We start from the raw sequence: 24918 nt of genomic DNA, 5'->3' as shown, positions 1-24918 counted from the left end.
GGCTATGCGGCTGCTTTCGCCTGCCGGTCGAAGAACAGAGCCTGGCTGATCAGCGCCTTGACCATGTCCGGGTTGAACGGCTTCGTCACCAGGAAGGCCGGTTCGGGGCGCTCGCCGGTCAGGAGCCGCTCGGGAAAGGCGGTGATGAAGATCACTGGCACCGAAGTCGACGACAGGATCTCGTTCACTGCCTCGATGCCCGAGCTGCCGTCGGCGAGTTGGATGTCCGCCAGCACCATCTTCGGCCGCGTCTTGCCGAACATCGTCACCGCTTCGGCATGGGTGCGGGCCGTGCCGACGACGCGATGACCCAGGCTCTCGACCATCTCCTCTATATCCATGGCGATCAGCGGTTCGTCCTCGATGATCAGCACGTCGGTCGCCACCTGGCGGGAAATCTCGTTGCTCGCCTGGGCAAGCAGTTCTGAGAATTCCTGTTCGCCGACGCCAAGGATTTCGGCCGCCTCATCCTCGCTGAAACCCTCGACGGCCACCAGAAGGAAGGCCTGACGGGGGAGCGGCGCGATGGCATTGAGATTGGCCGCGGCGCGCTGTTCCCATGCCGATTGCGCCTGCTCCTGTGGAACGCGGATGGCGACGGACGTGAACAGTTTGGCGAAGACCTTGTACAGCGCGATGCGGTCGCTGGATGCCTCGGGAAAAATGTCGACATCGGCGATGATGGCCTCGAGCATCGCGGCAACCAGCGCGTCGCCGCTCTCCTGCGATCCCGATACGGCACGCGAGAAGCGGCGCAGGAACGGCAGATGCGGAGCGATGGTGGCGGATAAACTCATGACGGACGTCTCCCTCAGATGACGTGATTGACTAAAAATGCAGGTCAAGCCCCATTGCAAGCCCCAACGACACAAACGCGGGCTTTCGCAAAAAGTTCCGGGCCCGGGAACTAATACGCCTGAACGGCGTTTGAATTGGGGATGGGCAACCAGACGAGGATGCCGCTTGCGTTGTGTTGAGTTATGTTGAGCGGCTATGGGGCTGGATTAAAGGGCGAAATGAAGGAAATGACGAAAGATGTCTCGACTGGCGCCGCAAGCAGGCGCCGGAACGGCGTGGGCGACCCGCTCGGGCCGAATTCCGAAATCGGACGCAAACTCAAGCAGTATTATGACGAGCTGGTCTCCGACGATGTGCCGGATCGCTTCGCGCAGTTGCTCAGCCAACTGGAGCGGGCCGAGCCCGCACAGAAAAAGGACTGAGGCATGGCAACGGTCTCACAAGGCTTCAAGACCGATCTGCTTGGGGCAATACCGAGCTTGCGTGCCTTCGCAGTGTCACTGACGCAGAATGCCGACAAGGCCGACGACCTCGTTCAGGAAACGCTGGTCAAGGCCTGGGACAAGCATGAGAGCTTTCAGCCCGGTACCAACCTGAAGGCATGGCTCTTCACCATCCTGCGCAACGAGTTCTATTCGCAGATGCGCAAACGCGGCCGCGAGGTGCAGGACAGCGACGGCATCATGACAGCCAGGCTTGCGGTGCATCCCGCCCAGCACGGCCAGCTCGACCTCAAGGATTTCCGCGGTGCGCTCGAGCAGTTGCCCGAAGACCAGCGCGAGGCCATCATCCTCATCGGCGCCTCGGGCTTCTCCTATGAGGAAGCGGCCGAGATTTGCGGTTGTGCGGTCGGGACGATCAAGAGCCGCGTCAGCCGAGCCCGCACGCGCCTGCAGGAGATACTGAAAATTTCCGGCGAAGACGAGTACGGTCCCGATGCAATCTCAGCACAGGTCACGGGCACGGCGGCGCACTGAAACGCGTCGCATCGAAACGGCTGACAGGACCGCCATCGCGGCCGCTCCGGCTCTTACGCAATGCGGCGCCGTCAGGCGGGCGGGACTCGTCCGCAGGCCAGGGCCACCGCTTCCACAAGATCTTCGCCCGAATAAGGTTTGCTGACCAGCCTTATCCCTGGAAAGGCAGCCTTGATCTCGTCCGCATCCGAATAACCGGAGGCAAAGACGAAGGGCACACCCGTTTCGCGCAGGCGCGATGCAAAGTCGAAGGTCGGAGTGCCGCCCAGCATGAGGTCGACGATCGCCGCATCGAATTGGGTGGCAACCTGTCGGCCATCGATCTCGGCCAGGTCGCGGACAAGCACCACGTCGCCGGCGCCGTGATCACGGCAAAGCTGCTCGACATCCATGGCGATGAGAAATTCATCTTCCAGGACAAGAATGCGCAATCCGTCAAGCAAAGGCGACACAGGCAATGGCTCCTTGAAACGCAGCGAGTCATGATCGCTATTTGACGCGCTGTCATTTAAAAAAGACATGCCACCGCAGCGGCTGAGCCCGCGGTTCTCGAGGAGCGGTCGAAATGTCAATCCAGAACGGCCTTGCCAGCTCCGGCCGTCGCATTGATTGCGAGAATTGCCCATTGTGGCCGCTGCCGGGGTTCCGCAAATTCGAGAGATCGGAACTGGCCTTTATCGACAAATTGAAGAAAGGCGAACTCGCGGTCGACAAGGGCGCAACGGTGCTGGTGGAAGGACGCCGCGGCGCCCACTTCTACACGGTGCTGTCGGGCTGGGCTTTCCGCTACAAGCTGTTGTCGGATGGCCGCCGTCAAATCCTCAACTACGCCGTCCCTGGAGATCCCATCGGGCTGCAAGGCAGCGTGATGGGCGAAATGCAGCATTCCGTCGAAGCCTTGTCGCCGATGCTGCTTTGCGTGTTCAAGCGGGAGTCCCTGCATGAGCTTTTCCGCAACCATCCGGGTCTGGCCTATGATATCATCTGGATCGCGTCGCGCGAGGAGCGGATGCTGGACGAGAACCTGCTCAGCGTCGGCCGCCGCAGCGCGATCCAGCGCACCGCCTATCTCATCGCCTTCATCGGCAGCCGCAGCACATCGCCGATACGCTCGGCCTGTCGTTGGTCCATACCAACAAGACGATTCGCAAGCTGATGGGTCGCAAGCTGATCGCGCGGCGCCATGGCGGCTGCTAGATCAACGACCATGACGGGTTGAAGCAGCTTGCCGGCTGGGAGGGCTGGGCAAGGAACGGCGGCCGCTGATCTGAACGGATGCAGGAGGACCCATTTTGAGCTAGGGTCCAAATAGATGGAACCGGGATGGCCTCTATCCATTGGATTGGGCGTGATCTTTTCGGCAAACCGACACCCTCTTTGCGGATCATGTCCGTTTATCCGAGGGCTCGGAACCTTGAGACATGCAGCGCGTTGAAACCAAAGCAATCACAAGGAGTTAAGCAATGGCAGCGGCCGCAGGAAAGAACGCAGGCGAAGCGCGGGCGAATTCGGACCTCGAAGCCGATATCAGGCAGTTGAAGGCCGATATCGACAAGCTCACGAAGCAGCTGGCCAAGACGGGCGAGCATGGATACGGCACCGCCCGCCGTGCCGCCGCCGAAGGTGTCGAGCATCTGCGCGCCCAAGGCGAGGCAGCCTTTGACAGCCTGCGCAGCAACACCAGGGATATCGAGGCGCAGATAGCGGCAAGCGTGCGCGAGAAGCCGGTGACATCATTGGCGATCGCCGCCGGCGTCGGCTTCCTGTTCGCGCTCCTGGCGCGCCGCTAGTCCCGCTCAAATGGGATTGCTGGCTTCCCTTGTCTCGGGCCTGGCTTCGGGCGAAACTGTTGCAGCCATGCGCCGCGCGCGCACGGCTGCAATCGTCTATGCGCTTGCCGCGCTCGCGGCGCTGTGCGGTGTCGGCTTCCTGATCGGGGCCGGCTATATCTGGGCTGCGGGCCGCTATGGTCCGCTCGCGGCGGCGTTGGGATTCGGCGTCGGCTTTCTGATCGTCGCGGGCCTGATCTTGTTGGTCTATCGTTTCTCGGCCGGCTCACGCGCACGGCGCCGGGCAGAACGGCGCAAGGCCGACATGACGGCAATCGGCGTCACCGCCGCACTGGCCGCGCTGCCGGCGCTGCTCAAGGGAAAGGGCGGCCTCGGAGCTATTCTCGGTCCCGCCGCGGCGTTGGCGGCCTATGCCATCTACCGCGAGAATGTGAAACCAGGTCCCGACGGGCCGGCTGGCGGCGATCCTGATTAAGGGCTGACCGGGATTAAACCTGGGCCCGTCACTTGGAGAGATCCTCCAGTGGCATGGATATTTCGGCAAAGACGCCTTCCGGCCGGAACTCGTGCGCCACTTCGCTGGAGATGACCTTGGCCAGGCTGCGGCGGATCAGGATCGAGCCGAAACCATGCCGCTCGGGCGGGGCAACCGCAGGACCGCCGCTTTCGCGCCAGGTCAGGACAAGGCGCCGGTTGCTTTTCCTGCCTTGCGTCTTCCAGTTCAGATCGACCTTGCCGGATGTCGCCGACAGCGATCCATATTGCAGGGCGTTGCTGGCCAGTTCGTGCAGGATCAGGCCCAGCCCCACCGCCTGGTCGGGCGACAGCAACAGATCGGGACCTGTGATCGTCATGCGCAGCTGCTCGGCAGTGTCGAAGGGCCTCACCTCGATCTGGACGAGTTCACGGATGCCGATGCCACGCCATTCCCGGTCGGACAGGAGATTATGAGCGATGCCGAGTGCCTGCAGCCGGGCGCCGAAGGCCTCGAGGAACGCGCTCGGCTCGCGGGCGTGGCGCACGGTCTGCGTCGCCAGCGCCTGAACGGTGGCCAGCGTGTTCTTGACGCGGTGATTGAGTTCGCGCAGCAGCAGCCGCTGCCGTTCCTCGCCAAGCCTGCGCTCCGATATGTCGTAGTTGACCCCGAAGATGAGCGTCGGCTTGCCATCGCTATCGCGCTCGATGACGCGGCTGCGCGTCGCCAGCCAGCGCGGCGGATGGAGGCCTTTCACGCGGTACTCGCCGAAATAGTCGTCGCCGCCGGCCAAAGCGTCGCGGAAGCGGGTTTCGGTCTGATAAACGTCGCGTGGATCTATTGCCATCAGGATGTCTCGCGCCCGCAACCGGTTCGATCGTGGCAGATCGAACAATTCGGGCAGCAGAGCGTCGCATTCGATCATGTCGGTGCGGATGTCCCAGGCCCAACTGGCAAGCGATGCCGCATCGAGCGCTATGGCGCGCCGTTTTTCTTCACGAACCAGCGCCGCCGCGGCGATGGCGCCGCTGCGCGTCGCGTCCTTCAGCGTGAACAGGCTGGCGGCGAGGCCGGCCAGCGCCTTCAACTGGTCGAGCCTGGCGCGCGATGGATGGGGACGGGGTTTACGGTCGAAAACACAAAGCGTTACGATCCTGGCACCCGCGACGGTCACCGGCGCGCCCGCAAAGAAGCGGATGTGATGCTTGCCAGTGACCAGTGAGTTGGCTTTGAAACGCGGATCCAAGGTCGCGTCGGGTACCACCATCGGTTCGCCGCCCGCGGCAATCGCATGGGCGGAGAAGGAGATGTCGGTTGCGGTCTCAATCTCGTCCAGGCCGACACGCGACTTGAACCATTGCCGCTCGACGTCGACGAGCGTAACCAGCGCGATTGGCGCGCGCATGGCGGCCGCGGCAAGGCGGCTGACGCCGTCGAAGTCGGCGTCAGCCATTGTATCCAGCGCCTGCAAGCCGTGCAGCACGGCCAGCCGGCCGGCGTCGTTGACGACGCGCAATACTTCGGCCGGCAGGCCCGACGCCAATTTCGCCGCCTTGTTCACCAGCGCCCCCAACGCCTCCTCGCGAGCCCTCCGACTTCGCCTTGCCGGCTTGCCGGCGAAGAGCTTGGCCAAGCGCGGAACCTTCGTAGCAAGGAACCGTTACCCGAAGATGTTTTGCCAGAGACGCGCAACGCGTCCATATCGCATCGAGGCCGACCATGCCCAAGACCATTCCGGAAAACAAAGCGCGTCAGGGGCACTGGGGCTGGCACGGTTTGCGGATCCTGATTGCCGGACTTCTGCTGGCCTTCGTCGTCTGGGGTGTCGTCGAGATTTATGGCGAGTACACGAAATCGCCGACCACTGAACAAGGCAGCGCTCCGAGCGGCTAGTCGTCTGCTCCTCGTCGGCCGCCTCTGCATCAGGCCGCCTTTGCCCGCATGGCGTGCCGCGGCACCAGCACGTTCAAGGCGCCCGGATGGATTTCGATGGTGATTTCGTCCTCGAGCTTGATAAGTTCACCGTCGAGGACGGCGCGGTATTTCCTGGCCGCCGACCGGATCCTAAGCACAGCCCGCTCCGTCTGATGGATCTCGACATGCTCATTGTCACGCCATTTGCCACGCGCGACGTTGAAGAAGAACTTGACCAGTTCGGCGCGCTGCCGCGCTACCGTGACATAGATGCCGAGCACGCCGCCCGCCGGATTGTCGGCAAAGGGCAGGTGACCCTCGCCAAACAGGTTGTTGGTGACGCCGACGCCGGTGGTTCGCGCCGTGATCTCGGCCTCGCCAATGGTCAGGGTGACCGTCATCGCCGGCGGGTTCTTGATCGTCTCCCAAGCCGCCTTCACGGATGCCCGCATCTTTCCCAGCCGGGATCCGAACTCCATCTTCTGGCGTAGCTGCACCATCTTGGCGTGCATGCCGATCGAGAACTGATGCACGAAAGGCCGGCCATTGGCGGTGGCGATGTCCACCGCTATCACCTCGCCATCGGCGAAGGATCGCAAGGCCGCATCGAGCGTCTGTGGGATGCCGAGCCCGCGCGCGAAGAGGTTCATGGTGCCTGCGGGCAATATGGCCAGCGCCTTTTTCTTGCCCATCAGCCGGGCCGCCGCAGTCGATATCGTGCCATCGCCGCCGCCGGCGAGAACCACGTCGATGCCGCGACGCGAAACCGCGTTATCCAACGCCGGCACGATGTCGTTGCCGGCAACCACGTCGATATCGATGGAATGGCCTGCCGCCTCCAGCAGGTCGCGCATGCGATCGCGAAAGGCACCTAGGTCGGTGGTGCGCAACGTGCCACCGTCCCGGTTCAGCACCGCCGCAAACCGCATGCCCCCTCCATGTTCTCAAAAAAGCTCCAAGCCGGAGAAGCTCCAGCCGTCGGCTGAACGGCGCAAGCGGCAAAAAGGTTCCGGATGATGCGGGGAATTTCCCTTTGCAGCACGCAAGTTGCGAGCCACGTGTGCGGAGAATATGCGTCCTGGCTTTTGTCGGAACAATGGGCGCAGTCACGACGTTGTGATCACGCGAATGCCGCGTTCGCCCGTCCCGATGACGGCGGAGGCCGGTGCGGCATGCATGAAAATCAGGCACGAGGAGAAACCATCATGATCCGCAATCTTTTAGCCACGACTGCTCTTGCCATGCTCGTGGCGACGGGCGTGCATGCGCAGACAACACCGACACCGGCTGCGCCTGGCGCGGAGCAACCCGCCGCTCCTGTGGTGCACGCCGAGGGCAGCATCGCCACCAACATCGTCGGTGAATCGGTTTATAACGGCACCGGCGACAATGCCGAGAATATCGGCAAAGTAACCGACATCGTCTTCGACAAGGACGGTCAGGCCAAATCCGTAATCATCGGCGTCGGCGGCTTTCTGGGCGTCGGGACGAAGAATGTCGCCTTCGATTATGACAAGCTGCAGTGGGCCGAGAAAAACGGCGACCGGTGGCTGGTCGCCCAGACGACCAAAGACCAGTTGACGGCGCAGCCGGAGTTCGACACCAAGCCCTATGCTCCGGCACCGGCCGCATCGACAACCGCACAGGCGCCGTCCACATCCGCGCCGAGCGATACCGCCCAGGCGCCAGCCGACATGAACGCGGCTCCCGCGGAACCGGTGAAGCGCGCCGACGGCAATCTCGCCACCAACATCATCGGTGAGAGCGTCTATAACGGGACCGGCGACGATGCGCAGAACATCGGCAACGTCAACGACATCGTCCTGACCAAGGAAGGCAAGGCGCAATCACTGGTCATCGGCGTCGGCGGCTTCCTCGGCATCGGCGAGAAGAATGTCACCTATGATTTCGGCAAGGCCCAGTGGGCCGAGAAAAACGGCGACCGCTGGCTGGTGGCCCAAACCACCAAGGAAGAGCTGCAGGCATTGCCGGACTTCAACCGCAAGGCCTACGATCCGGCTCCGGTCACGACCGCTTCTAATGCGCCGGCGGCAACCGCGCCGGCTGCTACCACGGCTCCTGCCGCCGCTCCGGCTGACAAGACAGCCGAAGCTCCGGCAGCCACGACTCCCGACCAGACGCAGACGGCCGCCATCGACAAGTCGACGCTGACCGCTATGCCGGTTGGCGAAATCAGGGCCGACGATCTGAAGGGCACCACCGTTTACGGCGCCAACGACGCCAGGGTCGGCGAGATCGGCGATGTCGTGCTGACGCCCGACAACAAGCCCGACGCGGTCATCGTCGATGTCGGCGGTTTCCTCGGTATCGGCGAAAAGGAAGTCGCCGTCGGCATGGACAACCTGAAATTCATGACCGACAAGGACGGCAACAAATATCTCTACACGACCTTCACCAAGGAGCAGCTCGAGGCCCAGGCCGCCTATGACAAGGGCAGCTATGCGCAGAACCGCGAGCAGCAGCGGATGATCGTGAGATAGCTAGGGCAGTAGGGCAGTAGGGCAGTAGGGCAGTAGGGCAGTAGGGCAGTAGGGATTCCCTATTCCCCTACTGCCCTACTTACATAGCCCACAACGCCATCCCTGGTCAGCTCCGCCAGCGCCAGTGACTGGTCGAGATGTTCGGCCCGCCAGGCAAGCAGCCGTTCGGCGAATTCGAGCCTGATCGGGAGATAGGCGGGATCGGCGGCGAGATTGGCGAGCTCGGCGGGGTCCTTCTCCAGATCGAACAGCAATGGTGGCAGGCCGCCGCCGAAATGCACATATTTGAATTTTTCCGTGCGGATCACGGCGAGGTTGCACTGGCGCGCGGCAAGGCCGAAATGCCGTTCGGCATCGCCTTCCGCGATCGAGCGGAAATCGAATTCCCAATGCGCGGCATCGCGCCAGTCCGACGGCTCCTTGCCGGCGATGAACGGCTGCAGCGAATGTCCGTCGAGGTGCGGCGCCGGTTCGCCCTCCAGCAGGTCGAGCAAGGTCGGCAATATGTCCACCGCCTCGGTAAAGCGGTTGACGGCCACGCCCGCGGTGCGGCCGTGACGCGGGTCGCGGATGATCAGGGGGATATGATAGCTGGCGTCGAAGAAGCCGCCTTTGCCCAGCATGAAATGGTCGCCCATCATCTCGGCATGGTCGGAGGTAAGCACAATGACCGTGTCGTCCCAGGCGCCCGCCGCCTTGACCGCCTGCCAGATTCGGCCGAGCTGCGCATCGACTTCCGAGATCATGCCGTAATAGATCGCGCGGATGCGGCGGAAATCATCCTCGCTCCAGTCATGTACGCTGCCTGCGGCGCGAGGTCGAAACTTGTGCTTTTTCTGCCTGCCGAAGTCGTAAGCGAGATAGGGATGGCTGTCCGCCTCGTCGCGCCAGCTCGCCGCACGGCGAAAGCCGGGGCCGTCGGCGGGGTCGTACATGGTGTCGTATGGTGCAGGCGCGATGAAAGGCGGATGCGGGCTGATGAATGACAGATGCGCGAACCAGGGCGCGGCATGCTCCTGTTCGCCCAGCCATCGGATGAACTCGCCGGCGAGAAAAGCGGTCGGCGTCTGCTCCTTCGAATAGACAGGCGGCGCAGTCGTCACCGAGCCGGCATCGCCTGCCCCGTTCGCCGGCCGATGGATCGCGGGAGAGCCCGCGCCGGTGTCGATGCCCTGAATTCCCAGCCATGACAGCCACTGCTTCTGATGCTCGGGCAGCAATTGGCGCACCGTGAAGCCAGGCAGCACGCCTTCATAGCTTCGCAGCCGCGGATCAGCCGGAGCGAGCCGGCGCGGATCCAGCGACACGTCCGTGTAGCCAAACAATGTCGGGTCATAGCCCAGCGCGCGCGCCGAAAGCGCTATATTGCCATGACGGGCATCGAGCGGCGTGCCGTTGCGGCAAACCCGGTTGTTCATCTGGTAGAGGCCGGTATAGAGGCAGGCGCGGGCCGGCGAGCACGGTGCGGCGCCGCCATAGTGCCGTTTGAAAAGCACGCCCTCGGCGGCCAGCGCGTCGGCGTTCGGCGTTTTCACCAGGGGATGGCCGGCCGCCGAAAGGCAGTCACCGCGCCATTGATCGCAGGTGATCAGGAGAACGTTCGGACGCGTGCCTTTTGCGGTCACTGGCGATATCCTTGCCTTTATGTTCGAGCGCCGCTCATGGAACCGAAATCCAGCCGCGGCGCAAGCCCGGCCCGCTGGTGATTGGTGAACAAACTGCCTTCGATTGTTCACTTCCAGAGTACAGTCCATCTCGCCTTTGCCGCCTTTGACGGGGACAGGCCGATGCTCATATTGACGGGGACAGCGGCAGGGGCCGCAACAGAACAAGGGAGCAGCACTCATGCTCGACCAGATCAAGGGATTGCATCACGTCACCTCGATGGCCAGCGATGCCCGCCAGAACAATGAGTTCTTCACCGGGAAGCTCGGCCTGCGCCGGGTCAAGAAAACGGTCAATTTCGACGCACCCGACGTCTACCACCTCTACTATGCCGACGAGCTCGGCACGCCTGGTTCGGTGATGACCTATTTTCCGTTTCCCAACATCGGCAAGGGCCGTCACGGCGTCGGCGAAGTCGGCACCACCGCCTATTCGGTCCCAGAAGGCACGCTCGCCTATTGGGAAAGGCGCTTCGCCGAGGAAGGCATCACCGGCCTGTCGCGCGAAGAGACCTTTGGCGAGAAGCGTCTGGCCTTCGCCGGACCGGACGGCGACGGTTTCGCGCTTGTCGAGGACAAGGCCGACACCCGCGAGCCATGGACAAAGGGCGGCATTCCCGCCGACGAGGCGATCCGTGGTTTTCACTCCGTGTCGCTGCGTCTGAAGGATGGTGGCGCCACAGAGGAACTCCTTAAGTTCATGGGCTATGAGGAAGTCGACAAATCCGGCAATGTCAGGCGGCTGGCGATCAGGAACGGCAATGGCGCCGATGTCGCCGACATCGAATCGTTGCCCGGTGCGGCCTTTGCCGATCTCGGCGCGGGCTCGGTCCATCACGTCGCTTTCGCCGTCGAGGATCGCGCCAGGCAGCTCGAAGTGCGCAAGGCGCTGATGGATACCGGCTACCAGGTGACGCCGGTGATCGACCGCGATTACTTTTGGGCGATCTATTTCCGCACGCCGGGCGGCGTTCTGTTCGAAGTCGCCACCAACGAGCCGGGCTTCGACCGCGACGAGGACACCGCCCATCTCGGTGAAGCCTTGAAGCTGCCGGCGCAGCATCAGCACCTGCGGCCCTATCTCGAAAAGCATCTGCAGAAGCTGGAAGACTGAGGGGGCGGGGTCATGAGCACAGACAGCTACATCCACAAGGTGCTGCCCGGTTCGCCGGGCGGTCCGCTGCTCTTCGTCTTCCATGGCACCGGGGGCGACGAGGGCCAGCTCGTCTCGCTGGGTCGCGATCTCGCGCCCCAGGCAACCGTCATCTCGCCACGCGGCGATGTGTCTGAACAAGGCGCCGCGCGTTTCTTTCGTCGCACCGGCGAGGGCGTCTATGACATGCAGGACCTGGCGCGCGCGACGCGGAAGATGGACGGCTTCGTCAAGGCGCAGATAGCAGCGGCGAAGCCGTCCGCGATATACGCTCTCGGCTACTCCAATGGCGCCAACATCCTGGCATCGCTGCTGTTCGAAGCTCCTGACCTGTTCGACGCGGCGGTGCTGATGCACCCGCTGATCCCGTTCGAACCGGAGGTGAACGGCAGTCTTGCCGGGCGCCGCATTCTGGTGACCGCCGGCAGGCGGGATCCGATCTGTCCGCCGAACCTGACTTCGCGGCTCGAAGCTTATTTGCGCGCCGATGGCGCCGATGTCACAGTGGAGTGGCATGAAGGCGGCCACGAAGTGCGGCCGAACGAAATCGAGGCGGCGCGGCGGCTCTTTGCCGGCGTGGCCCAAGGAGTAAGTGATGCCTGACCAACTGCCGGAGATCGAACTTGAAGATCGTGGTTCCAAGGGCCGCTACGTGCTGCGCGGTCCGGGCGGCGCCGAGGCGGAGATGACCTTCACCAGGATCGGCGAGCACCAGATCATCATCGACCACACCGAAGTGCCCGACGCGTTTCGCGGCCAGGGTGCCGGGCTTCGGCTCGTCACCCGCGCCGTCGAGGACGCGCGCGCGGCGGGCAAGAAGATCATCCCGCTCTGTCCCTTCGCCAACGCCCAGTTCCGCCGCCATCCGGAGTGGGCCGACGTGCTGAAGGGTTAGGATCAGCCGGCGCTTTACCATTCGGGACCCGCGGGAGTAAAACAGTGTGATAGGCCAGCACGGCTTTGGCATTTGCACGCTCGGCCCATCTTGCCTAAGTAGATATGGTATATCGCGGGCGGCGTGCGACACATCGAATCGAATGATCCCTTCATGACCGAAACCGATCTCGTTCCCGTCTTCGACGGCCATAACGACACGCTGCTCAGACTCTATCAGTCGAAAGACCCGGACGTCGAAAAGCTGTTCATGGAAGGGAAATCGGGCGGCCACATCGACCTGCCGCGCGCACGGGCCGGCGGGTTCGCCGGTGGCATGTTCGCGATCTTCCCGCCGCCTGTCGAGAGAGGTCGGCGCGGCGCTGTCCCATCGACGCCCAGCGATACCGAGCCTTTGCCGCCCGAACTCCCGCACAGCGATGCGCTGGCCTCGACGATCGCGATGGCCTCGATCCTGTTCAGGCTGGAACGGGCCGGAGCGCTGAGCGTCTGCCGCAATGCCGCAGATGTGCGCGGCGCCATGGCGCGCGACTCGATCGCGGCGGTATTCCATATCGAAGGGGTCGAGGCGATCGATCCCGAACTCACCATGCTCGACGTGCTGCATGCCGCCGGCTTGCGCTCGCTCGGCATCGTCTGGAGCCGCCCGAACGCTTTCGGCCATGGCGTGCCGTTCCGCTTTCCGTCCTCGCCCGATACCGGGCCCGGCTTGACCGATGCCGGCAAGGCGCTGGTCAAGGCCTGCAACCAACTCAGGATCACGATCGACCTGTCGCATCTCAACGAGAAGGGGTTTCGCGATGTCGCCGCGCTCAGCGATGCGCCGCTGGTCGCGACCCATTCCAACGTGCATGCTATCTGCGGCCACTCACGCAATCTCACCGACTGGCAGCTCGGCGCGATCCGCGAAACCGGCGGCATGGTCGGGCTGAACTTCGCCACCGGCTTCCTGCGCGAGGACGGAAAGATGAATGCCGATACCGGCCTCGACATCATGGTGCGCCACATCGAGTCCCTGCTGCAGGCGCTGGGTGAGGATGGGGTTGGCCTCGGCTCCGATTTCGACGGAGCCATGATCCCGGCCGTCATTGGCGACGCCGCCGGCCTGCCGAAGCTCATCAATGCGCTCGCCGCACGCGGCTTCGGCCGCGCGCTGATCGAAAAGATCGCCTACCGAAACTGGCTGGCCATGCTGGAGAAGACCATAGGATAGGAAGTTCAGCCGAATCCCATGCGCTTCAGCCAGTCCTTGCCGACGCCGCGGTCGCGGATGATCGGCAGCGGGTTTTCCGAATCGAGCCGCGCGCAGATGCGGTAGACCTCAAGCGTCTCGGCGCTCATCTCGCCGCGCTTGTAGAAGAACATGGCGGCGGCATAGCGTGTGCGGCCCGACCATTTTTCGCCGAGTGGCGTGTTGACCAGTTCCCACTGTTCGGCCGCCTCTTCTTGCTGCTTGTCGGCTTCCTCGCCCATGGTCAGAAATCCACCGGCGGATTGGCGGTGCGGCGGTTGAGCTTGATGAATGGCCGCGGCACCACTTTGGCCCGCTTCATCAGCTTTTGGTATTGCAGCTCGCGCATGGCGTAGATCTCGACCCAGAGGTCGTCGACGACAGTATCACCATATGGTCGCGCCAGCGAAGCGATGGCGATGTTGCGCTTGGCCATCGGCGACCACATGGCGGCACTGACCAGCCCGACCTCCTGGCTCTTTCCGTGATACACGATGGCGTGTTCGGCCGGGATGTTGCCTTCGATCTCCAGCCCGACCAGCACATGCCGCAGCTTGCGCTTGGCGCGCGCCTCGAAGATGGCGTGACGGCCGTTGAAATAGGCCTTTTCCAGATCGATCATGAAGCCGAGCCCGATCTCATCGGGCATGCGCAAGCGGTCGGCGCGGATGGCGTGTTCGGCTGTCGTGAAGTCGGCTTTAGCGACGATCAGCCCGGCCTCGATCCGGGCGCGGTTGAGCGCGGTATAGCCGATGGCGCGGATGCCGCGCAGTTCGCCGGCCGCCATCAGCCGGTCCCACAGGCTCAGCGCCTTGTCGGCCGGCACGAACAATTCATAGCCGAGGTCGCCGGTGAAGCCGGTGCGCGAGATGGTGACGGTTTCGCCATCATGCGGGAATTCGGCGACGTCGAATGTCTTCAGCCTCTCGACTCCGGCAAAACCAGCATCACGCAGCACGGCGAAAGAGGTCGGACCCTGCAATGCCAGGCCCGCGACGGCCTCGGTTTCTTCCTCCACAGTCACATCGAACCCAATGGCGCTGTCGAGCAGCCAAGGCAAATGCCGCTCCTGCGAACACAGTCGGAACCGTGTCGGCGACAGGCGGAACAGCGTGCCATCATCGAGGACAAAGCCCTGGTCGTCGCACCATGCAGTATAGTGGACGCGGCCTGGCCTGAGCCTGGTCACGTCACGCAAGGTGACCCGATCGAGGAAGGCTTCGGCGTCCGCGCCCTCGATACGGTATTTGGTCATAGGCGAGATGTCGAAGAGTGCCGCCTGGCTGCGAATGGCGAAATATTCCAGCTCCTCGTCCCACAGCGAATGGGGGGCGCGGTAGCCCACCCAGTTGTACCAATCCTGGGTCCTGGCCAGAGCATCGATGCGCGGCTGGAACGGCGTGCCGAGACGCAACGTGCGGAAGTGGGATTGGGCGGCGATGCGGGCGGATGATGGTTGCTGATTCATGCTGGCGATCCTTCGCCGTAGAACGCGACTGCGGCCAACTGAAACATCACCTTACCCCTTCATCGCAATGATGCGCCGAGCGGCGTTCAATCCAGGCGCGCCGGAGACGCCGCCGCCGGGATGTGAACCGGCACCGGCGAGAAACAGCCCGTCGAGCGGCGTGTCGTAGCCGGACCAGCCTGAGACCGGGCGCGAGATCAGCATCTGGTCGGCCTGCAATTCGCCGTGGTGCCAGTGGCCGCCCGGCATGCGGTAGCGCGTTTCGATGTCGGCGGGCGTCAAGAGCTCGGTATGGCGCACGGCCTTGCCGATGCCTGGCGCGTAGGTTTCGAGCTGAACCATGATCGCCTCCAAGAATTTTGCCTTGCCGGCGTCCCATCCCTCTTTCAGCGCATAGGGCGCATATTGCACCACCGCCGACAGCACGCAGGCGCCGTCGGGCGCGAGCGATGGATCGGCGAGGCTGGGCAGTGTGATCTCCATCACCGGTTCGGGCGAGAACGCGCCGTATTTGGATGGATTGAAGGCGCGCTCGACGTGGTCGGGCGAGGGGGCGATAACCAGCCGCCCCCTGTGGCCGGCGGCATCGACATTTGTGAATTGCGGCGGCCTGTCGAGCGCCAGGTGAAGCTTGGCGACATCACCCTTCATGCGGATGTTGTTCACCTTGCGCACGAAGCCGGTGTCGAGTTCGCGTGGACCGACAAGGTCGAGCAAAGTCGTCGCCGGATTTGTCGCCGAGACGATCGTCCTGGCACGCAGCACCTCGCCATCGTCGAATGCGATACCGACGGCACGGCCTTTCTCGACAATGATCCTTGCGACAGGCGCCGATGTGCGGACGTTCACGCCGGCCTTTTCGGCCGAGGCGCGGATGGCGGCGATCACCGCGCCCATGCCGCCCTTCGGCACTATCTGCGCGCCGGCCGCACCGCCGGCCTCGCCGGCCAGCCGGTAGTAGAGGCCGAGCAGCGAGGTGGGCGAGCGCGGGCCGAGATGGCTGCCGAGCGTCGCGTCGAAGGCAAGCAGCCCTTTCAGCCTGATGTCTGCAAGCTGCTCATCGAGCAGGTCGGCGACGTTCATCAAGAGCACGCGCAGGAAATCGCGCATGTCTTCCTTGCCGAGTCTTTTCAGCGCCAGAGCGGTCTGGCCGAGCGCCGCCGTCTCCAGCAGCGACATGCCGGCCAGATCGGGCGGACGACGCGAGAGGAAGGGTTCCAGGATGCCGGCGTAGCGCAGCAACTGCGCGCGCAACTGCTTCCACGCGGATTGCTCGGACGAACTTGCGCCGGTCAGCATTTCGCCATAGGCGCCGTGCAGGACCAGCGAGGGGCCGTCCATCGACAACGCAACCGACGGCACGAAGTCATCTGGGGTGATCCGCAGGCCATGCTTCTCCAGCTCCAGCGTCTTCACCACGTCGGGATGCAGGCGGTTCAGCAGATGGGCGATCGACGAGACACGGAACCCCGGCGCGAATTCCTCGGTGCACGCGGCACCGCCGAGATCGTTCCCAGCTTCCAGCAGCAGCACCTTGCGCCCTGCCTTGGCCAGCGTGGCAGCAGTGACGAGGCCATTATGGCCGCCGCCAATGACGATAGCATCATATGACGTCATGGGCCGGGCTCATATGCGAGGTCGATCTTGCGAGATCGCGCAGGATCTCGGCGGCTGCGTTGCGGCCGGGCGCGCCCATAACGCCGCCGCCGGGATGGGTCGAGGAGCCGCACATATAAAGCCCGCCGACCGGCGAGCGGTATTGCGCGTAGCCCGGCACCGGGCGATTGAACAGGAGCTGGTCGAAGGTGAGTTCGCCCTGGAAGATGTTGCCTTCGGTGAGCCCGACCTCGGCCTCGATCTCGCGCGGCGTGCGCACCTCCATGTGGACGATGCGGTCGCGAAAGCCGGGCGAGTAGTCGGCAATCTGCGCAATCACGCTTTCGGCGAATCCGTCGCGATCGGCGGCGGACCATTCATGGCCGTCTACCTTGGGCGGCGCGTATTGCACGAAGCAGCTCATGAAGTGTTTTCCCGGCGGCGCCATCGTCGGGTCGAGCGTTGTCGGGATGACCATGTCGAGGAAGGGATCGGCCGACCAGCGCCCGGCCTTCCAGTCGTCATAGGCGCGCTCCATGCGCTCCATCGAATCGGTGAAATGCATGTCGCCGCGATAGACCGGCGAATCCTTCGGCAGAGCCGGGAATTCGGGCATCGAGTCCAGCGCGATGTTGACCTTGCCGGACGAGCCTCGGATCTTGAAGTTCCTGACCCGGCGCAGGAAAATCTCTGGCAGTTCCTTTTCCTCGACCAGTTTCAGGAAGGTTCGCTTCACGTCGGCGTTGGAGACGACGAGCTTGCCACGGATCTCCTCACCGCCGGCCAGCACCACACCCTTGGCCTTGCCGCGGCTCACCAGAACTTGGTCGACCTCGGCGCCGGTGCGAATGGTTCCACCCGACGCCTTGAAGGATGCCGCCAGCGCCTTGGTCACCGCGCCCATGCCGCCGCGCGCATAGCCCCAGGCGCCGACCGAGCCGTCGACCTCGCCCATATAGTGGTGCAGCAAAACATAAGCCGTGCCGGGCGACATCGGCCCGAGCGCCGTGCCGATGATGCCGGACAAAGCGAAATTTGCCTTGATGACATCGGTCTCGAAATATTCATCGAGGAAATCCGAGATCGACATGGTCCAGAAGCGCAGTGTCAGCGCCATTTCCTCCGCCGACAGGCCCGCGAATTTCTTGCCCAGATAGAGGAGCTCGCCCAAGTCCCGCGGCCGCAGACTGGTCGGGTCGGGCGCGGTGCGCATCAACAGCGGCTGGATGAAACGGCACTGGCGCGTCACGTCGCGCGCATAACGGTCGTAGGCTTCGGCATCGCGCTTCGAGAAGCGCGCAAATTCGCGCCGGTGTGCATCATGGTCCCGGTAATTGGCGAGATAATCGCCATCCCTGGTGAACACCGCGCCGCCCTCATAGGAGATAACCTGCAGGCCGAAGCGCGGCAGTTCGAGGTCGCGCATGATTTCGGGGCGAAACAGTGAACAGACATAGGAACAGTTGGAATAGAGGAAGCCCGACGTCAATTCCCGGCTGGTGGCGGCGCCGCCGACCCATGGATTCTTCTCCACCACCAGCACGTCGAGCCCGGCGCGCTGGAGATAGCAGGCGTTGACCAGGCCGTTGTGTCCGCCGCCGATGACGATCGCATCCCAAGCTTTCATTTTGGCCCAGTCTTTCGATGCGATCCGCTGTTCATTTTGGCGTGATCCGTCCCCTCAATGCGCGAAATTTGCCATGGCGGGCGTCGTTTTGTCCAGCTATATTGAATGAATGTTCAACAAATGATGTTGCGTTTTCCCAGACATGGGCTAGGCTTTGCAGGCGTTCGAGACGGATATTCATCGATTGGGGATCGAGGTTGATGATCGAAACGGCCGAGGCCGAGCCGGAGTATGACGATGCCGCCATCCGCTTCCTCGAGGCGCTCTGGGGCGACGGGTACCTGTCGCCGGGTGGGCCCGACGAAGTCGACCGCGTGCTCGAGGGACTTTCGCTCGCAGGCAAGACCATCCTCGACATCGGCTGCGGGTCCGGAGGCATCACGCTGCATCTGATCGAACGGCATGGCGCTGCGCACGTCACCGGCTTCGATGTCGAGCGGCCGGTGATCGACCTGGGAGGCCATGCAGAAGGTGCTTGACAGTGGCGAGCACCGTCCCACTCATCTTCGCGGGCAAAAACCGAAGATGGTCGGCTAGCCGGCGATGTGGAGCATGACCGCACCCATGAAAATTGCAGCACGCCAAGAGCAGTCCGCCGAGGCATCGAGCGAACCCGAGAAACGCGGGCGCAAGGCCTCCAAGGAGGTCAGGCAGCTTCAGCTGATCGAGGCGACGATCGATTCGCTGGCCAAGCGCGGCTATTCGGAGACGACAATGGCCGACGTCGCCGATGGCGCGGGCCTCTCGCGCGGCATCGTCAATTTCCATTTCGAGAGCAAGGAAAAACTGCTGATCGCGACCTTGCGACATATGTATGACGAGTACTCGGCGCATTGGCGCAATGCCTTGGAGAAAGCGGGGAACGACCCCGCCGACCAGTTGCGGACCCTGGTCGCGGCCGATTTCGACCGTTCGATCTGCAACAAGCGCAAGCTGGCGGCCTGGTGCGCCTTCTGGGGCGAGGCCAAGTCGCGGCCGACCTACCAGGCGCTGAGCAGCGCCCGCGATGCCGTCTACCAAAACATCTTCATCGAGCTTTGCGCGACGCTCAAGCAAAGCGGCGGCTATGCCTATGAGCCGCAGGTCATGGCGCTGGCGCTCAGCGCGATGCTGGAGGGACTGTGGCTGCGTTTGATGATGGGCACCGAAGACACCACCCGCGAGAGCGCCTTGCAGGCAGCCAATGAATTCCTGTCGGCCGCATTCCCCAAACATTACCAGGGAGCAGCCGCCACGCGTCGCAAGGCATGAAGCAATCGATAAAATAAAAGAGGATGGAACAGCAATGAAGATATCAATCCAGCGACTGACATTGGCCCGACGCCTGACATTGACCCTGGCATTGACTGGCGTGCTGGCGGCCTCGGCCGCAGCCCTGGCGGTTGCCGCCGACAAGGACCTGGTCGTGTTCGACTGGTCCGGCTATGAGGATCCGAGCTTCCATCCGAAATATGTCGAGAAGAACGGCGATTCGCCGACCTTCGCCTTCTTTGGCGACGAGGACGAGGCGTTCGAAAAGGTGCGCTCGGGTTTCAAGGCCGATCTCGGCCATCCCTGCTCGCAGAGCGTGGTGAAATGGCGCGAGGCCGGCCTGCTGCAGCCGCTCGACACATCGAAGATCACAGGCTGGAAAGATCTCAATCCCGGAATCATGGCGATGAAGGATCTCGCCACGACCGCCGACGGCAAGGCCTGGTTCATGCCCTGGGACTGGGGCAATACGCAGCTCACCTACAATTCCGAGAAGGTCGACGCCAAGGACGTGCAGTCGCTGAAGGCTTTCGCCGACCCGAAGTTCAAGGGGCGGGTTTCGATCGGCGACAATGTCGACGACGCCTATGCGCTGGCAAGCCTCGCCATCGGCGTCAAGGACTGGACCAAGATGACCGACGACCAGTTCAAACAGGCGTCGGATTTCCTGCGCCAGGTGCATAAGAACGTGCGCTCCTACTGGACCGACACAACCGATGTGGTGCAGCTTTTGAGCGGTGGCGAGGTCGATCTTGCCTGGGCGTGGAACGACGCCACCGTGCAGTCGGTCGCCGCCGGCGTGCCTATCGAGGCCAAGAAAGACACTGACGAAGGCATTTCGACCTGGGTCTGCGGCTATGTGCTGTTCAAGGACGCGCCCGGCAATATCGACAAGGCGTATGATTATCTGAACGCCGTCAACGATCCCGAAACCGCCAAGGTGCTGGTCAAGGACTGGGGCTATGGCCAAGCCAATGCCAAGGGCATGGCCGGCGTCGATCAGGCCGTGCTGAAGGAAAAAGGCTATGACGATGTGCAGAAATTCGTCGACAAGACGCTGTTCCAGTCGCCGGTGCCGTCGCAGCTCAAGCTCAAGATGATCGCCGAGTTCGAGAAGATCAAGGCCGGCTATTGAACAGCGAATCCGCAAGAGCTGATGTCGTCATCATCGGCGCCGGCTTCACCGGGCTGTCGGCCGCGCTCGAGCTGAAAAAGGCCGGCGTCGATTTCGTGCTGCTCGAGGCGCGCGACCGTGTCGGCGGGCGCGTCGAATCGGTGGAGATCGGCTCCGGCGAGCGCATCGACAGTGGCGGCCAGTTTCTGTGCGAGGACATGCCGGAGCTGATGACGCTTGTCGAAGCGCGCGGCAAGACGCTGGTCGAAACCTACGTCGAGGGCGCGGTTATCGCCCAGCCGCCAATCTCCGCCGCCGAGGCGAAGCGAATCTATTCTGGCTCGATGGCGATCCGCGAGCGGATGAACGCGATTGCACCGGGCGATCCCTCGATTGCCGGGCTGACCGTTGCCGCCTGGCTCGACCGGCAGGACGATGCCGATGCCGCCAAGGCAGCCTTCCGCTCGATGATCGAAGGCCTGTGGTGCCTGGCGCTGGAGAAACTGCCACTTTGGCACCTGATCGACAATGATCGGCGCATCACCAATGAGGTGCCGGAGCTGCAGTATTTCCTGCGCGAGACGATGCAATCGGTGGCCGAGGACCTGGCCAGCGATCTCGGCGACCGGCTGCGGCTCAACGCAGCCGTTTCATGCATTGAGCATGGACCGCAAGGCGTTCGCATCGTCTCGGCGGCGGGTGGCATTGAAGCGCGGGCGGCACTTGTCGCGGTGCCCCCGGTCATGGCGGCGAAACTGGACTTCACGCCCGCTCTGCCCGAATCCCTGGCGAAGGCGCTCGGCATCTGGGAAAGCGGCGCCGTGATCAAGGTGCTGGTGCGCTACCCCGCTGCCTTCTGGCGCCGCCGCGGCTTGAGCGGCATGGTGATGTGGCGCGACCCGCCGGGGCTGTTCGCTTGCGATGCCAGTCCGGATGAAGGCCACGCGGCGCTGGTCGTCTTCGTCGGCGGCCCGCTCGCCTTGCGCTGGGGTGAGCTTGGCGAGGCGGCACTGCGCGCCGAAGTGACCGGGAAACTGGTGAAAGCCCTCGGCCCCGACGCGGCCGAAATCGCGGAGTTCACCCAGCGCGACTGGACGCATGACCGCTGGAGCGGCGGCGGCTACAGCGACATCATCGTCGACGTCGCGGCGACCGATGCCGAGCCTATGCTCCTGGCCGGCGCGCCGCCTGTTCATTTCGCATCGTCGGAGCTGTCGCCGTCATTCCCCGGCTATGTCGAAGGAGCGATCATTGCCGGTCGCATAGCGGCGCGAAAGATCATCGCAGACCGTCAATCCGCCATCGCCACCAGGGCTTCTGGATCGTAGGCAAGGCGGATCGAAGTGCCGACCGGAATATCGTCGGCGCCGAAATCGTTGGTCTCGGTTACCGACAGCGGCTTTTCCAGGCCGGGGATCTCGACGATCAAATGGGTGATCTCGCCAAAATAGTGGCGTTCGACCACCTTTCCGGCAACCTCGAACTTGGCCGTCGCGTTGTCCCACAGGACGCGCAGGCGCTCCGGGCGGATGCCGAGCGTGGCGCCGCCGCCATTGCGCACGAAGGCCTTCGGCTTGTCGGTCTTCACACGGCCGAAGCCCAGCGTGTCGACGACCAGCGAGCCGCCGTTCTCCTCGACGATCTCGGCCTTGACGAAGTTCATGCCGCCGAGGAAGTCGGCGACCTGGCGGTTGACCGGTCGCTGGTAGATCTCCTTGGGCGAGGCGACCTGCGCGATCCTGCCGCCGAACATCACGGCGATGCGGTCGGACATGGCCAGCGCCTCATACTGGTCGTGGGTGACCAGCACGAAGGTGATGCCGACGGCCTGCTGCAGGCGGCGCAGCTCGACCTGCATCTGCTCGCGCAGCTTCTTGTCGAGCGCCGACAGCGGCTCGTCGAGCAGCAGCACCTTCGGGCGCATCACCAGCGCGCGGGCAAGCGCGACGCGTTGCCGCTGGCCGCCGGACAGCTCGGTGGCGAGACGCTTGCCGAGCCCGGTCAGCGAGACCTGCGCCAAGGCCTCCTCGACGCGGCGCTTCTCCTCGCCGGCCTGCAATTTCAGCCGCTTCAGGCCATAGGCGACGTTCTGCTCGACATTGAGATGCGGGAAGATCGCATAGCTCTGGAACACCATGTTGGTCGGCCGGCGATTGGGGGCAATGCCTTCCATCGGCTGGCCGCCGACCGAAATCGAACCGCTGGTCGGGTTGTCGAAGCCGGCGATCATGCGCAACAGCGTGGTCTTGCCGCAGCCGGACGGGCCGAGCAGCGAGAAGAATTCGCCCTCGCGAATGGTCAAGGAGGCATCGTCGAGCGCCTTGAAGGCGCCGTAGCTGCGGGTGACGCCGTTGATCTCGATCATCGTCCGTTCGGACAGGGCTCCTCCGGATGAAACCTGCTCAGGCATAAAGCCCTCCCTCGTTCTGGGTGCGTCTGGCGGCGCGGCGGCGCAGGATTTCGGCGACGGTCATCAGCAGGAAGGAGGCGACCAGCAGCAGCGTTCCGAGCGCGAGCACGCCCGGCAGTTTGGCCGCGAAGCGCAACTGGCCCCAGATATAGATCGGCAGCGTCGCCTCGGTACCGGTCAGAAAGAAGGCGATGATGAACTCGTCCAGCGAAATGGTGAAGCAGACCAGCAGGCTGGAGATGATCGCCGGCGCCACCATCGGCAGCGTCACCCGCCGGAAGGTGCCGAAGGCGCTCTCGCCGAGGTCGGCCGAGGCCTCCTCGAGGCTGCGATCGAAGCCCTCGAAGCCGGAGGTCAGCACCGTCATCGAATAGGGGATGCAGACCAGGACATGGCCGAGCACGACGGTGAACAGGGAGAGGCTCAAGCCGAGCTGCAGCATCACCAGCAGCATCGAGATGGCGACGATGACTTCCGGCAGCACGAGCGGCGCCATGATCAGACCGTTGATGGCTCGCCAGCCGGGATAGCGGTAGCGGGTGATCGAGCGGGCGGCGAGGATGCCGAGGACCGTCGAAAGGACAGACGCCGAGACGCCAACGATCAGGCTGTTCCAGGTGGCGTCGAGCAGCGCCGGCGTGTTGGGCAGGTCCTCGTACCATTTGAGGGTGTAGCCGGTGAGCGGGAATTTCGGTGTGGCCGCCGTGTTGATCGAAAAGATCGGCAGGAAGATCACGGGCAGATAAAGGAAGCCGACATAGAGGAAGGCGTAGGCCGACAGCCAGCCGCCCGGCAGCAGACGTCGCGCCGTGCTCATCGCGCAAGCCTCTGGGCGGCACGGATGACCAGCACCGTGGCGCCGGCCATCAATGTCACGACCAGCATCGTGGTGACGGAAAGGGCGGCGCCCAGCGGCCAGTTCGAGGCCTTGCCGAACTGCGCCTGGATGGCGTTGGCGATCATGACGCCGTCCTTGCCGCCGACGAGCTTGGGGGTGACGTAGTCGCCGACCGTTGGGATCATGACGATCAGCGCCGCCGAGATGATGCCTGGTGCCGACAGCGGCAAAGTCACGCGCAGGAACGAACGAAAGGGACCGTCGCCGAGATCCGTAGCCGCCTCCACCAGGGTCCGGTCGATCTTCTCCAGCGAGACGAAGATCGGCAGGATGGCGAAGGCCGCCCAGGCGTGGGTCAGCGTGATGATGACGGCGCTCGAATTGTAGAGCAGCGCCGTCGACGGCTCGTCGATGATGCCGAGGCCGATCAGCCCGGAGTTCAAGACGCCATTATAGCCGAGGATGACCTTCCACGACATCACGCGCAGCAGGTAGCTGGTCCAGAACGGGATGGTGATGAGGAACAGCCACAGGCTCTTGTGGCGGCCGCCATGGAAGGAAATGAAATAGGCGATCGGATAAGCCAGGACGACGGTGAAGAAGCTGACCGTCAGCGAGATATACAGCGAGCGCCACAACAGATCGCGATAGATCGGCTCGGTCAGGGCGATGCGGTAGTTTTCCAGCGTGAAGGTGCGGTCGATGGTCAGATAGTTCTGTGTCCAGAAGGAGTGGGCGATAACCACCAGGATCGGCAGGACCAGGAGGATGAGCGCGTAGAGAAAGGTCGGGCTGATCAGGGCAAAGCCCTGCACGGGTTCGGATTGCAGAAGGGCATTTCGTCTGGCCCGCGTCATGCGCAACGGGGGCGACCCTTCCGCCGCCGCCGTCATTGCCAGACTCCGGGGGGGCAGGACTCCGGCTGTGATCTCGGTTGCTGGCCTGGAGCGTCCCGCCATGCGGTATCCCATTGGACTGGCGCCGGCGGTTTGTTCCCAATTTTGTTTTGGAGCGCGATCGAACGCAAAACCGGTGACCAGTTTTTGCTGACCGCGCTCCGAGCTTGCCGGCTTTCTTTCATCATGCCCGCATCCGCGGATTGAAATCAAGCGCTATTTCTGAGATATTGATTGAACGGACATTCAAAATGGTGCGGATTATGCCGGAAATTCCCGGCACTGCCGGCCAAATTTCGAAATCCTGAATTCGACGAATGA

26 protein-coding genes and 1 pseudogene are annotated in these 24918 nt (G+C 63.4%); 15 read left to right on the top strand and 12 right to left on the bottom strand.

Annotation, left to right across the window (positions count from 1 at the left end; all coding sequences use genetic code 11):
* Positions 1–2: 2 nt before the first annotated feature.
* Positions 3–797, bottom strand: a complete 795-nt coding sequence (locus tag LB532_RS00370; RefSeq protein WP_140500589.1) for a response regulator — start codon at positions 795–797, stop codon at positions 3–5.
* Positions 798–1016: 219 nt separating this feature from the next.
* Between LB532_RS00370 and LB532_RS00365 the strand changes: the two genes are divergently transcribed.
* Complete coding sequence (locus LB532_RS00365; RefSeq protein ID WP_140643594.1) at positions 1017–1220, top strand: NepR family anti-sigma factor; 204 nt, start codon at positions 1017–1019, stop codon at positions 1218–1220.
* Positions 1221–1223: 3 nt separating this feature from the next.
* On the top strand, positions 1224–1775 hold the full coding sequence (locus LB532_RS00360) for an RNA polymerase sigma factor (protein WP_140500591.1): 552 nt from the start codon (positions 1224–1226) through the stop codon (positions 1773–1775).
* A gap of 71 nt (positions 1776–1846) precedes the next feature.
* Here LB532_RS00360 and LB532_RS00355 read toward each other — a convergent pair whose 3' ends face one another.
* Entirely contained in the window at positions 1847–2296 is a 450-nt protein-coding gene (locus LB532_RS00355) for a response regulator (RefSeq protein WP_140643639.1), read from the bottom strand.
* 44 nt (positions 2297–2340) lie between these two features.
* Between LB532_RS00355 and LB532_RS00350 the strand changes: the two are divergent.
* The 3 genes and pseudogenes from LB532_RS00350 (at position 2341) to LB532_RS00340 (ending at position 4040) form a co-directional block, all read left to right on the top strand.
* A pseudogene (locus tag LB532_RS00350) lies at positions 2341–3046 on the top strand (Crp/Fnr family transcriptional regulator).
* A gap of 192 nt (positions 3047–3238) precedes the next feature.
* A complete protein-coding gene (locus LB532_RS00345; RefSeq protein ID WP_140500593.1) occupies positions 3239–3565 on the top strand; it encodes a YqjD family protein in 327 nt (108 codons plus the stop codon).
* Between the two features lie 10 nt (positions 3566–3575).
* Positions 3576–4040, top strand: a complete 465-nt coding sequence (locus tag LB532_RS00340) for a hypothetical protein (protein ID WP_140643592.1) — start codon at positions 3576–3578, stop codon at positions 4038–4040.
* A 28-nt stretch (positions 4041–4068) separates the two neighbouring features.
* On the opposite strand, the gene LB532_RS00335 is transcribed toward LB532_RS00340, so the two are convergent.
* A complete protein-coding gene (locus tag LB532_RS00335) occupies positions 4069–5601 on the bottom strand; it encodes a sensor histidine kinase (protein WP_140643637.1) in 1533 nt (510 codons plus the stop codon).
* 158 nt (positions 5602–5759) lie between these two features.
* On the opposite strand from LB532_RS00335, the gene LB532_RS00330 reads away from it, so the two are divergent.
* On the top strand, positions 5760–5933 hold the full coding sequence (locus LB532_RS00330) for a hypothetical protein (RefSeq protein ID WP_181169562.1): 174 nt from the start codon (positions 5760–5762) through the stop codon (positions 5931–5933).
* 29 nt (positions 5934–5962) lie between these two features.
* Here the strand turns inward: LB532_RS00330 and LB532_RS00325 are convergent, their stop codons facing one another.
* Positions 5963–6883: a diacylglycerol/lipid kinase family protein gene (locus LB532_RS00325; protein WP_140643590.1), complete on the bottom strand. Its 921-nt coding sequence runs from the start codon at positions 6881–6883 to the stop codon at positions 5963–5965.
* 276 nt (positions 6884–7159) lie between these two features.
* On the opposite strand from LB532_RS00325, the gene LB532_RS00320 reads away from it, so the two are divergent.
* Entirely contained in the window at positions 7160–8455 is a 1296-nt protein-coding gene (locus tag LB532_RS00320; protein ID WP_140643589.1) for a PRC-barrel domain-containing protein, read from the top strand.
* A gap of 59 nt (positions 8456–8514) precedes the next feature.
* Here the strand turns inward: LB532_RS00320 and LB532_RS00315 are convergent, their stop codons facing one another.
* Positions 8515–10080, bottom strand: coding sequence for an alkaline phosphatase family protein (locus LB532_RS00315; RefSeq protein ID WP_224556291.1), 1566 nt, complete (start codon positions 10078–10080; stop codon positions 8515–8517).
* Between the two features lie 220 nt (positions 10081–10300).
* Here LB532_RS00315 and LB532_RS00310 point away from each other — a divergent pair, with 220 nt between their 5' ends.
* From LB532_RS00310 to LB532_RS00295, 4 genes are all read left to right on the top strand, one after another.
* Complete coding sequence (locus LB532_RS00310; protein WP_140643587.1) at positions 10301–11233, top strand: VOC family protein; 933 nt, start codon at positions 10301–10303, stop codon at positions 11231–11233.
* A 12-nt stretch (positions 11234–11245) separates the two neighbouring features.
* A complete protein-coding gene (locus tag LB532_RS00305) occupies positions 11246–11875 on the top strand; it encodes an alpha/beta hydrolase (RefSeq protein WP_140643586.1) in 630 nt (209 codons plus the stop codon).
* A complete protein-coding gene (locus LB532_RS00300; protein WP_140500600.1) occupies positions 11868–12167 on the top strand; it encodes a GNAT family N-acetyltransferase in 300 nt (99 codons plus the stop codon). The genes LB532_RS00305 and LB532_RS00300 overlap by 8 nt, the downstream gene beginning before the upstream one ends.
* A gap of 153 nt (positions 12168–12320) precedes the next feature.
* On the top strand, positions 12321–13379 hold the full coding sequence (locus LB532_RS00295) for a dipeptidase (protein WP_140643584.1): 1059 nt from the start codon (positions 12321–12323) through the stop codon (positions 13377–13379).
* Between the two features lie 5 nt (positions 13380–13384).
* On the opposite strand, the gene LB532_RS00290 is transcribed toward LB532_RS00295, so the two are convergent.
* From LB532_RS00290 to LB532_RS00275, 4 genes are read right to left on the bottom strand one after another with little or no spacing between them, the layout of a single operon-like run.
* On the bottom strand, positions 13385–13639 hold the full coding sequence (locus LB532_RS00290; protein ID WP_140517897.1) for a hypothetical protein: 255 nt from the start codon (positions 13637–13639) through the stop codon (positions 13385–13387).
* A 2-nt stretch (positions 13640–13641) separates the two neighbouring features.
* The gene (locus LB532_RS00285; protein WP_140643583.1) at positions 13642–14865 is read right to left on the bottom strand and encodes an aminomethyltransferase family protein; all 1224 of its coding nucleotides are present in this window, start codon (positions 14863–14865) and stop codon (positions 13642–13644) included.
* Between the two features lie 51 nt (positions 14866–14916).
* On the bottom strand, positions 14917–16482 hold the full coding sequence (locus LB532_RS00280) for a phytoene desaturase family protein (protein WP_140643581.1): 1566 nt from the start codon (positions 16480–16482) through the stop codon (positions 14917–14919).
* Positions 16469–18088 (bottom strand): phytoene desaturase family protein, encoded by a 1620-nt coding sequence (locus LB532_RS00275; RefSeq protein WP_140643579.1) that lies wholly within the window; start codon positions 18086–18088, stop codon positions 16469–16471. The genes LB532_RS00280 and LB532_RS00275 overlap by 14 nt, the downstream gene beginning before the upstream one ends.
* A gap of 200 nt (positions 18089–18288) precedes the next feature.
* Here LB532_RS00275 and LB532_RS00270 point away from each other — a divergent pair, with 200 nt between their 5' ends.
* The 4 genes from LB532_RS00270 to LB532_RS00255 all read left to right on the top strand — a co-directional run bounded on the left by LB532_RS00270 (position 18289) and on the right by LB532_RS00255 (position 21781).
* Complete coding sequence (locus tag LB532_RS00270; protein WP_224556289.1) at positions 18289–18567, top strand: methyltransferase domain-containing protein; 279 nt, start codon at positions 18289–18291, stop codon at positions 18565–18567.
* Positions 18568–18652: 85 nt separating this feature from the next.
* Positions 18653–19339, top strand: a complete 687-nt coding sequence (gene betI / locus LB532_RS00265; RefSeq protein WP_224556287.1) for a transcriptional regulator BetI — start codon at positions 18653–18655, stop codon at positions 19337–19339.
* A 34-nt stretch (positions 19340–19373) separates the two neighbouring features.
* A complete protein-coding gene (locus tag LB532_RS00260; RefSeq protein ID WP_140643575.1) occupies positions 19374–20474 on the top strand; it encodes an ABC transporter substrate-binding protein in 1101 nt (366 codons plus the stop codon).
* Positions 20471–21781 carry a flavin monoamine oxidase family protein gene (locus LB532_RS00255; protein ID WP_140643573.1) on the top strand — a complete coding sequence of 437 codons (1311 nt, stop codon included), beginning with the start codon at positions 20471–20473 and terminating at the stop codon, positions 21779–21781. Before LB532_RS00260 ends, LB532_RS00255 begins: the two co-directional genes overlap by 4 nt.
* Here LB532_RS00255 and LB532_RS00250 read toward each other — a convergent pair.
* The 3 genes from LB532_RS00250 to LB532_RS00240 are packed head-to-tail and all read right to left on the bottom strand — an operon-like array spanning position 21745 to position 24594.
* A complete protein-coding gene (locus tag LB532_RS00250; protein ID WP_140643635.1) occupies positions 21745–22818 on the bottom strand; it encodes an ABC transporter ATP-binding protein in 1074 nt (357 codons plus the stop codon). The two genes, LB532_RS00255 and LB532_RS00250, sit on opposite strands and share 37 nt — an antisense overlap.
* Before the next feature lie 37 nt (positions 22819–22855).
* Complete coding sequence (locus LB532_RS00245; protein WP_140643572.1) at positions 22856–23680, bottom strand: ABC transporter permease; 825 nt, start codon at positions 23678–23680, stop codon at positions 22856–22858.
* The gene (locus LB532_RS00240) at positions 23677–24594 is read right to left on the bottom strand and encodes an ABC transporter permease (protein WP_140643570.1); all 918 of its coding nucleotides are present in this window, start codon (positions 24592–24594) and stop codon (positions 23677–23679) included. The genes LB532_RS00245 and LB532_RS00240 overlap by 4 nt, the downstream gene beginning before the upstream one ends.
* Positions 24595–24918 lie beyond the last annotated feature (324 nt).

This window comes from Mesorhizobium sp. ESP-6-2 (genome assembly GCF_020164675.1).
In the GTDB taxonomy this organism is placed as follows: Bacteria; Pseudomonadota; Alphaproteobacteria; order Rhizobiales; family Rhizobiaceae; genus Mesorhizobium.
Note: the sequence above shows the minus strand (reverse complement) of the source record. Positions and strands in the feature narration are given on the sequence as shown.

Excerpts from the sequence above, each read along its gene's own strand:
- LB532_RS00370 (WP_140500589.1), bottom strand. The coding sequence starts at position 797 with ATGAGTTTATCCGCCACCATCGCTCCGCATCTGCCGTTCCTGCGCCGC.
- LB532_RS00365 (WP_140643594.1), top strand. The coding sequence starts at position 1,017 with ATGAAGGAAATGACGAAAGATGTCTCGACTGGCGCCGCAAGCAGGCGC.
- LB532_RS00360 (WP_140500591.1), top strand. The coding sequence starts at position 1,224 with ATGGCAACGGTCTCACAAGGCTTCAAGACCGATCTGCTTGGGGCAATA.
- LB532_RS00355 (WP_140643639.1), bottom strand. The coding sequence starts at position 2,296 with ATGTCTTTTTTAAATGACAGCGCGTCAAATAGCGATCATGACTCGCTG.
- LB532_RS00345 (WP_140500593.1), top strand. The coding sequence starts at position 3,239 with ATGGCAGCGGCCGCAGGAAAGAACGCAGGCGAAGCGCGGGCGAATTCG.
- LB532_RS00340 (WP_140643592.1), top strand. The coding sequence starts at position 3,576 with ATGGGATTGCTGGCTTCCCTTGTCTCGGGCCTGGCTTCGGGCGAAACT.
- LB532_RS00330 (WP_181169562.1), top strand. The coding sequence starts at position 5,760 with ATGCCCAAGACCATTCCGGAAAACAAAGCGCGTCAGGGGCACTGGGGC.
- LB532_RS00325 (WP_140643590.1), bottom strand. The coding sequence starts at position 6,883 with ATGCGGTTTGCGGCGGTGCTGAACCGGGACGGTGGCACGTTGCGCACC.
- LB532_RS00320 (WP_140643589.1), top strand. The coding sequence starts at position 7,160 with ATGATCCGCAATCTTTTAGCCACGACTGCTCTTGCCATGCTCGTGGCG.
- LB532_RS00310 (WP_140643587.1), top strand. The coding sequence starts at position 10,301 with ATGCTCGACCAGATCAAGGGATTGCATCACGTCACCTCGATGGCCAGC.
- LB532_RS00305 (WP_140643586.1), top strand. The coding sequence starts at position 11,246 with ATGAGCACAGACAGCTACATCCACAAGGTGCTGCCCGGTTCGCCGGGC.
- LB532_RS00300 (WP_140500600.1), top strand. The coding sequence starts at position 11,868 with ATGCCTGACCAACTGCCGGAGATCGAACTTGAAGATCGTGGTTCCAAG.
- LB532_RS00295 (WP_140643584.1), top strand. The coding sequence starts at position 12,321 with ATGACCGAAACCGATCTCGTTCCCGTCTTCGACGGCCATAACGACACG.
- LB532_RS00290 (WP_140517897.1), bottom strand. The coding sequence starts at position 13,639 with ATGGGCGAGGAAGCCGACAAGCAGCAAGAAGAGGCGGCCGAACAGTGG.
- LB532_RS00285 (WP_140643583.1), bottom strand. The coding sequence starts at position 14,865 with ATGAATCAGCAACCATCATCCGCCCGCATCGCCGCCCAATCCCACTTC.
- LB532_RS00280 (WP_140643581.1), bottom strand. The coding sequence starts at position 16,482 with ATGACGTCATATGATGCTATCGTCATTGGCGGCGGCCATAATGGCCTC.
- LB532_RS00275 (WP_140643579.1), bottom strand. The coding sequence starts at position 18,088 with ATGAAAGCTTGGGATGCGATCGTCATCGGCGGCGGACACAACGGCCTG.
- LB532_RS00270 (WP_224556289.1), top strand. The coding sequence starts at position 18,289 with ATGATCGAAACGGCCGAGGCCGAGCCGGAGTATGACGATGCCGCCATC.
- betI (WP_224556287.1), top strand. The coding sequence starts at position 18,653 with ATGAAAATTGCAGCACGCCAAGAGCAGTCCGCCGAGGCATCGAGCGAA.
- LB532_RS00260 (WP_140643575.1), top strand. The coding sequence starts at position 19,374 with ATGAAGATATCAATCCAGCGACTGACATTGGCCCGACGCCTGACATTG.
- LB532_RS00250 (WP_140643635.1), bottom strand. The coding sequence starts at position 22,818 with ATGATCGAGATCAACGGCGTCACCCGCAGCTACGGCGCCTTCAAGGCG.
- LB532_RS00245 (WP_140643572.1), bottom strand. The coding sequence starts at position 23,680 with ATGAGCACGGCGCGACGTCTGCTGCCGGGCGGCTGGCTGTCGGCCTAC.
- LB532_RS00240 (WP_140643570.1), bottom strand. The coding sequence starts at position 24,594 with ATGACGGCGGCGGCGGAAGGGTCGCCCCCGTTGCGCATGACGCGGGCC.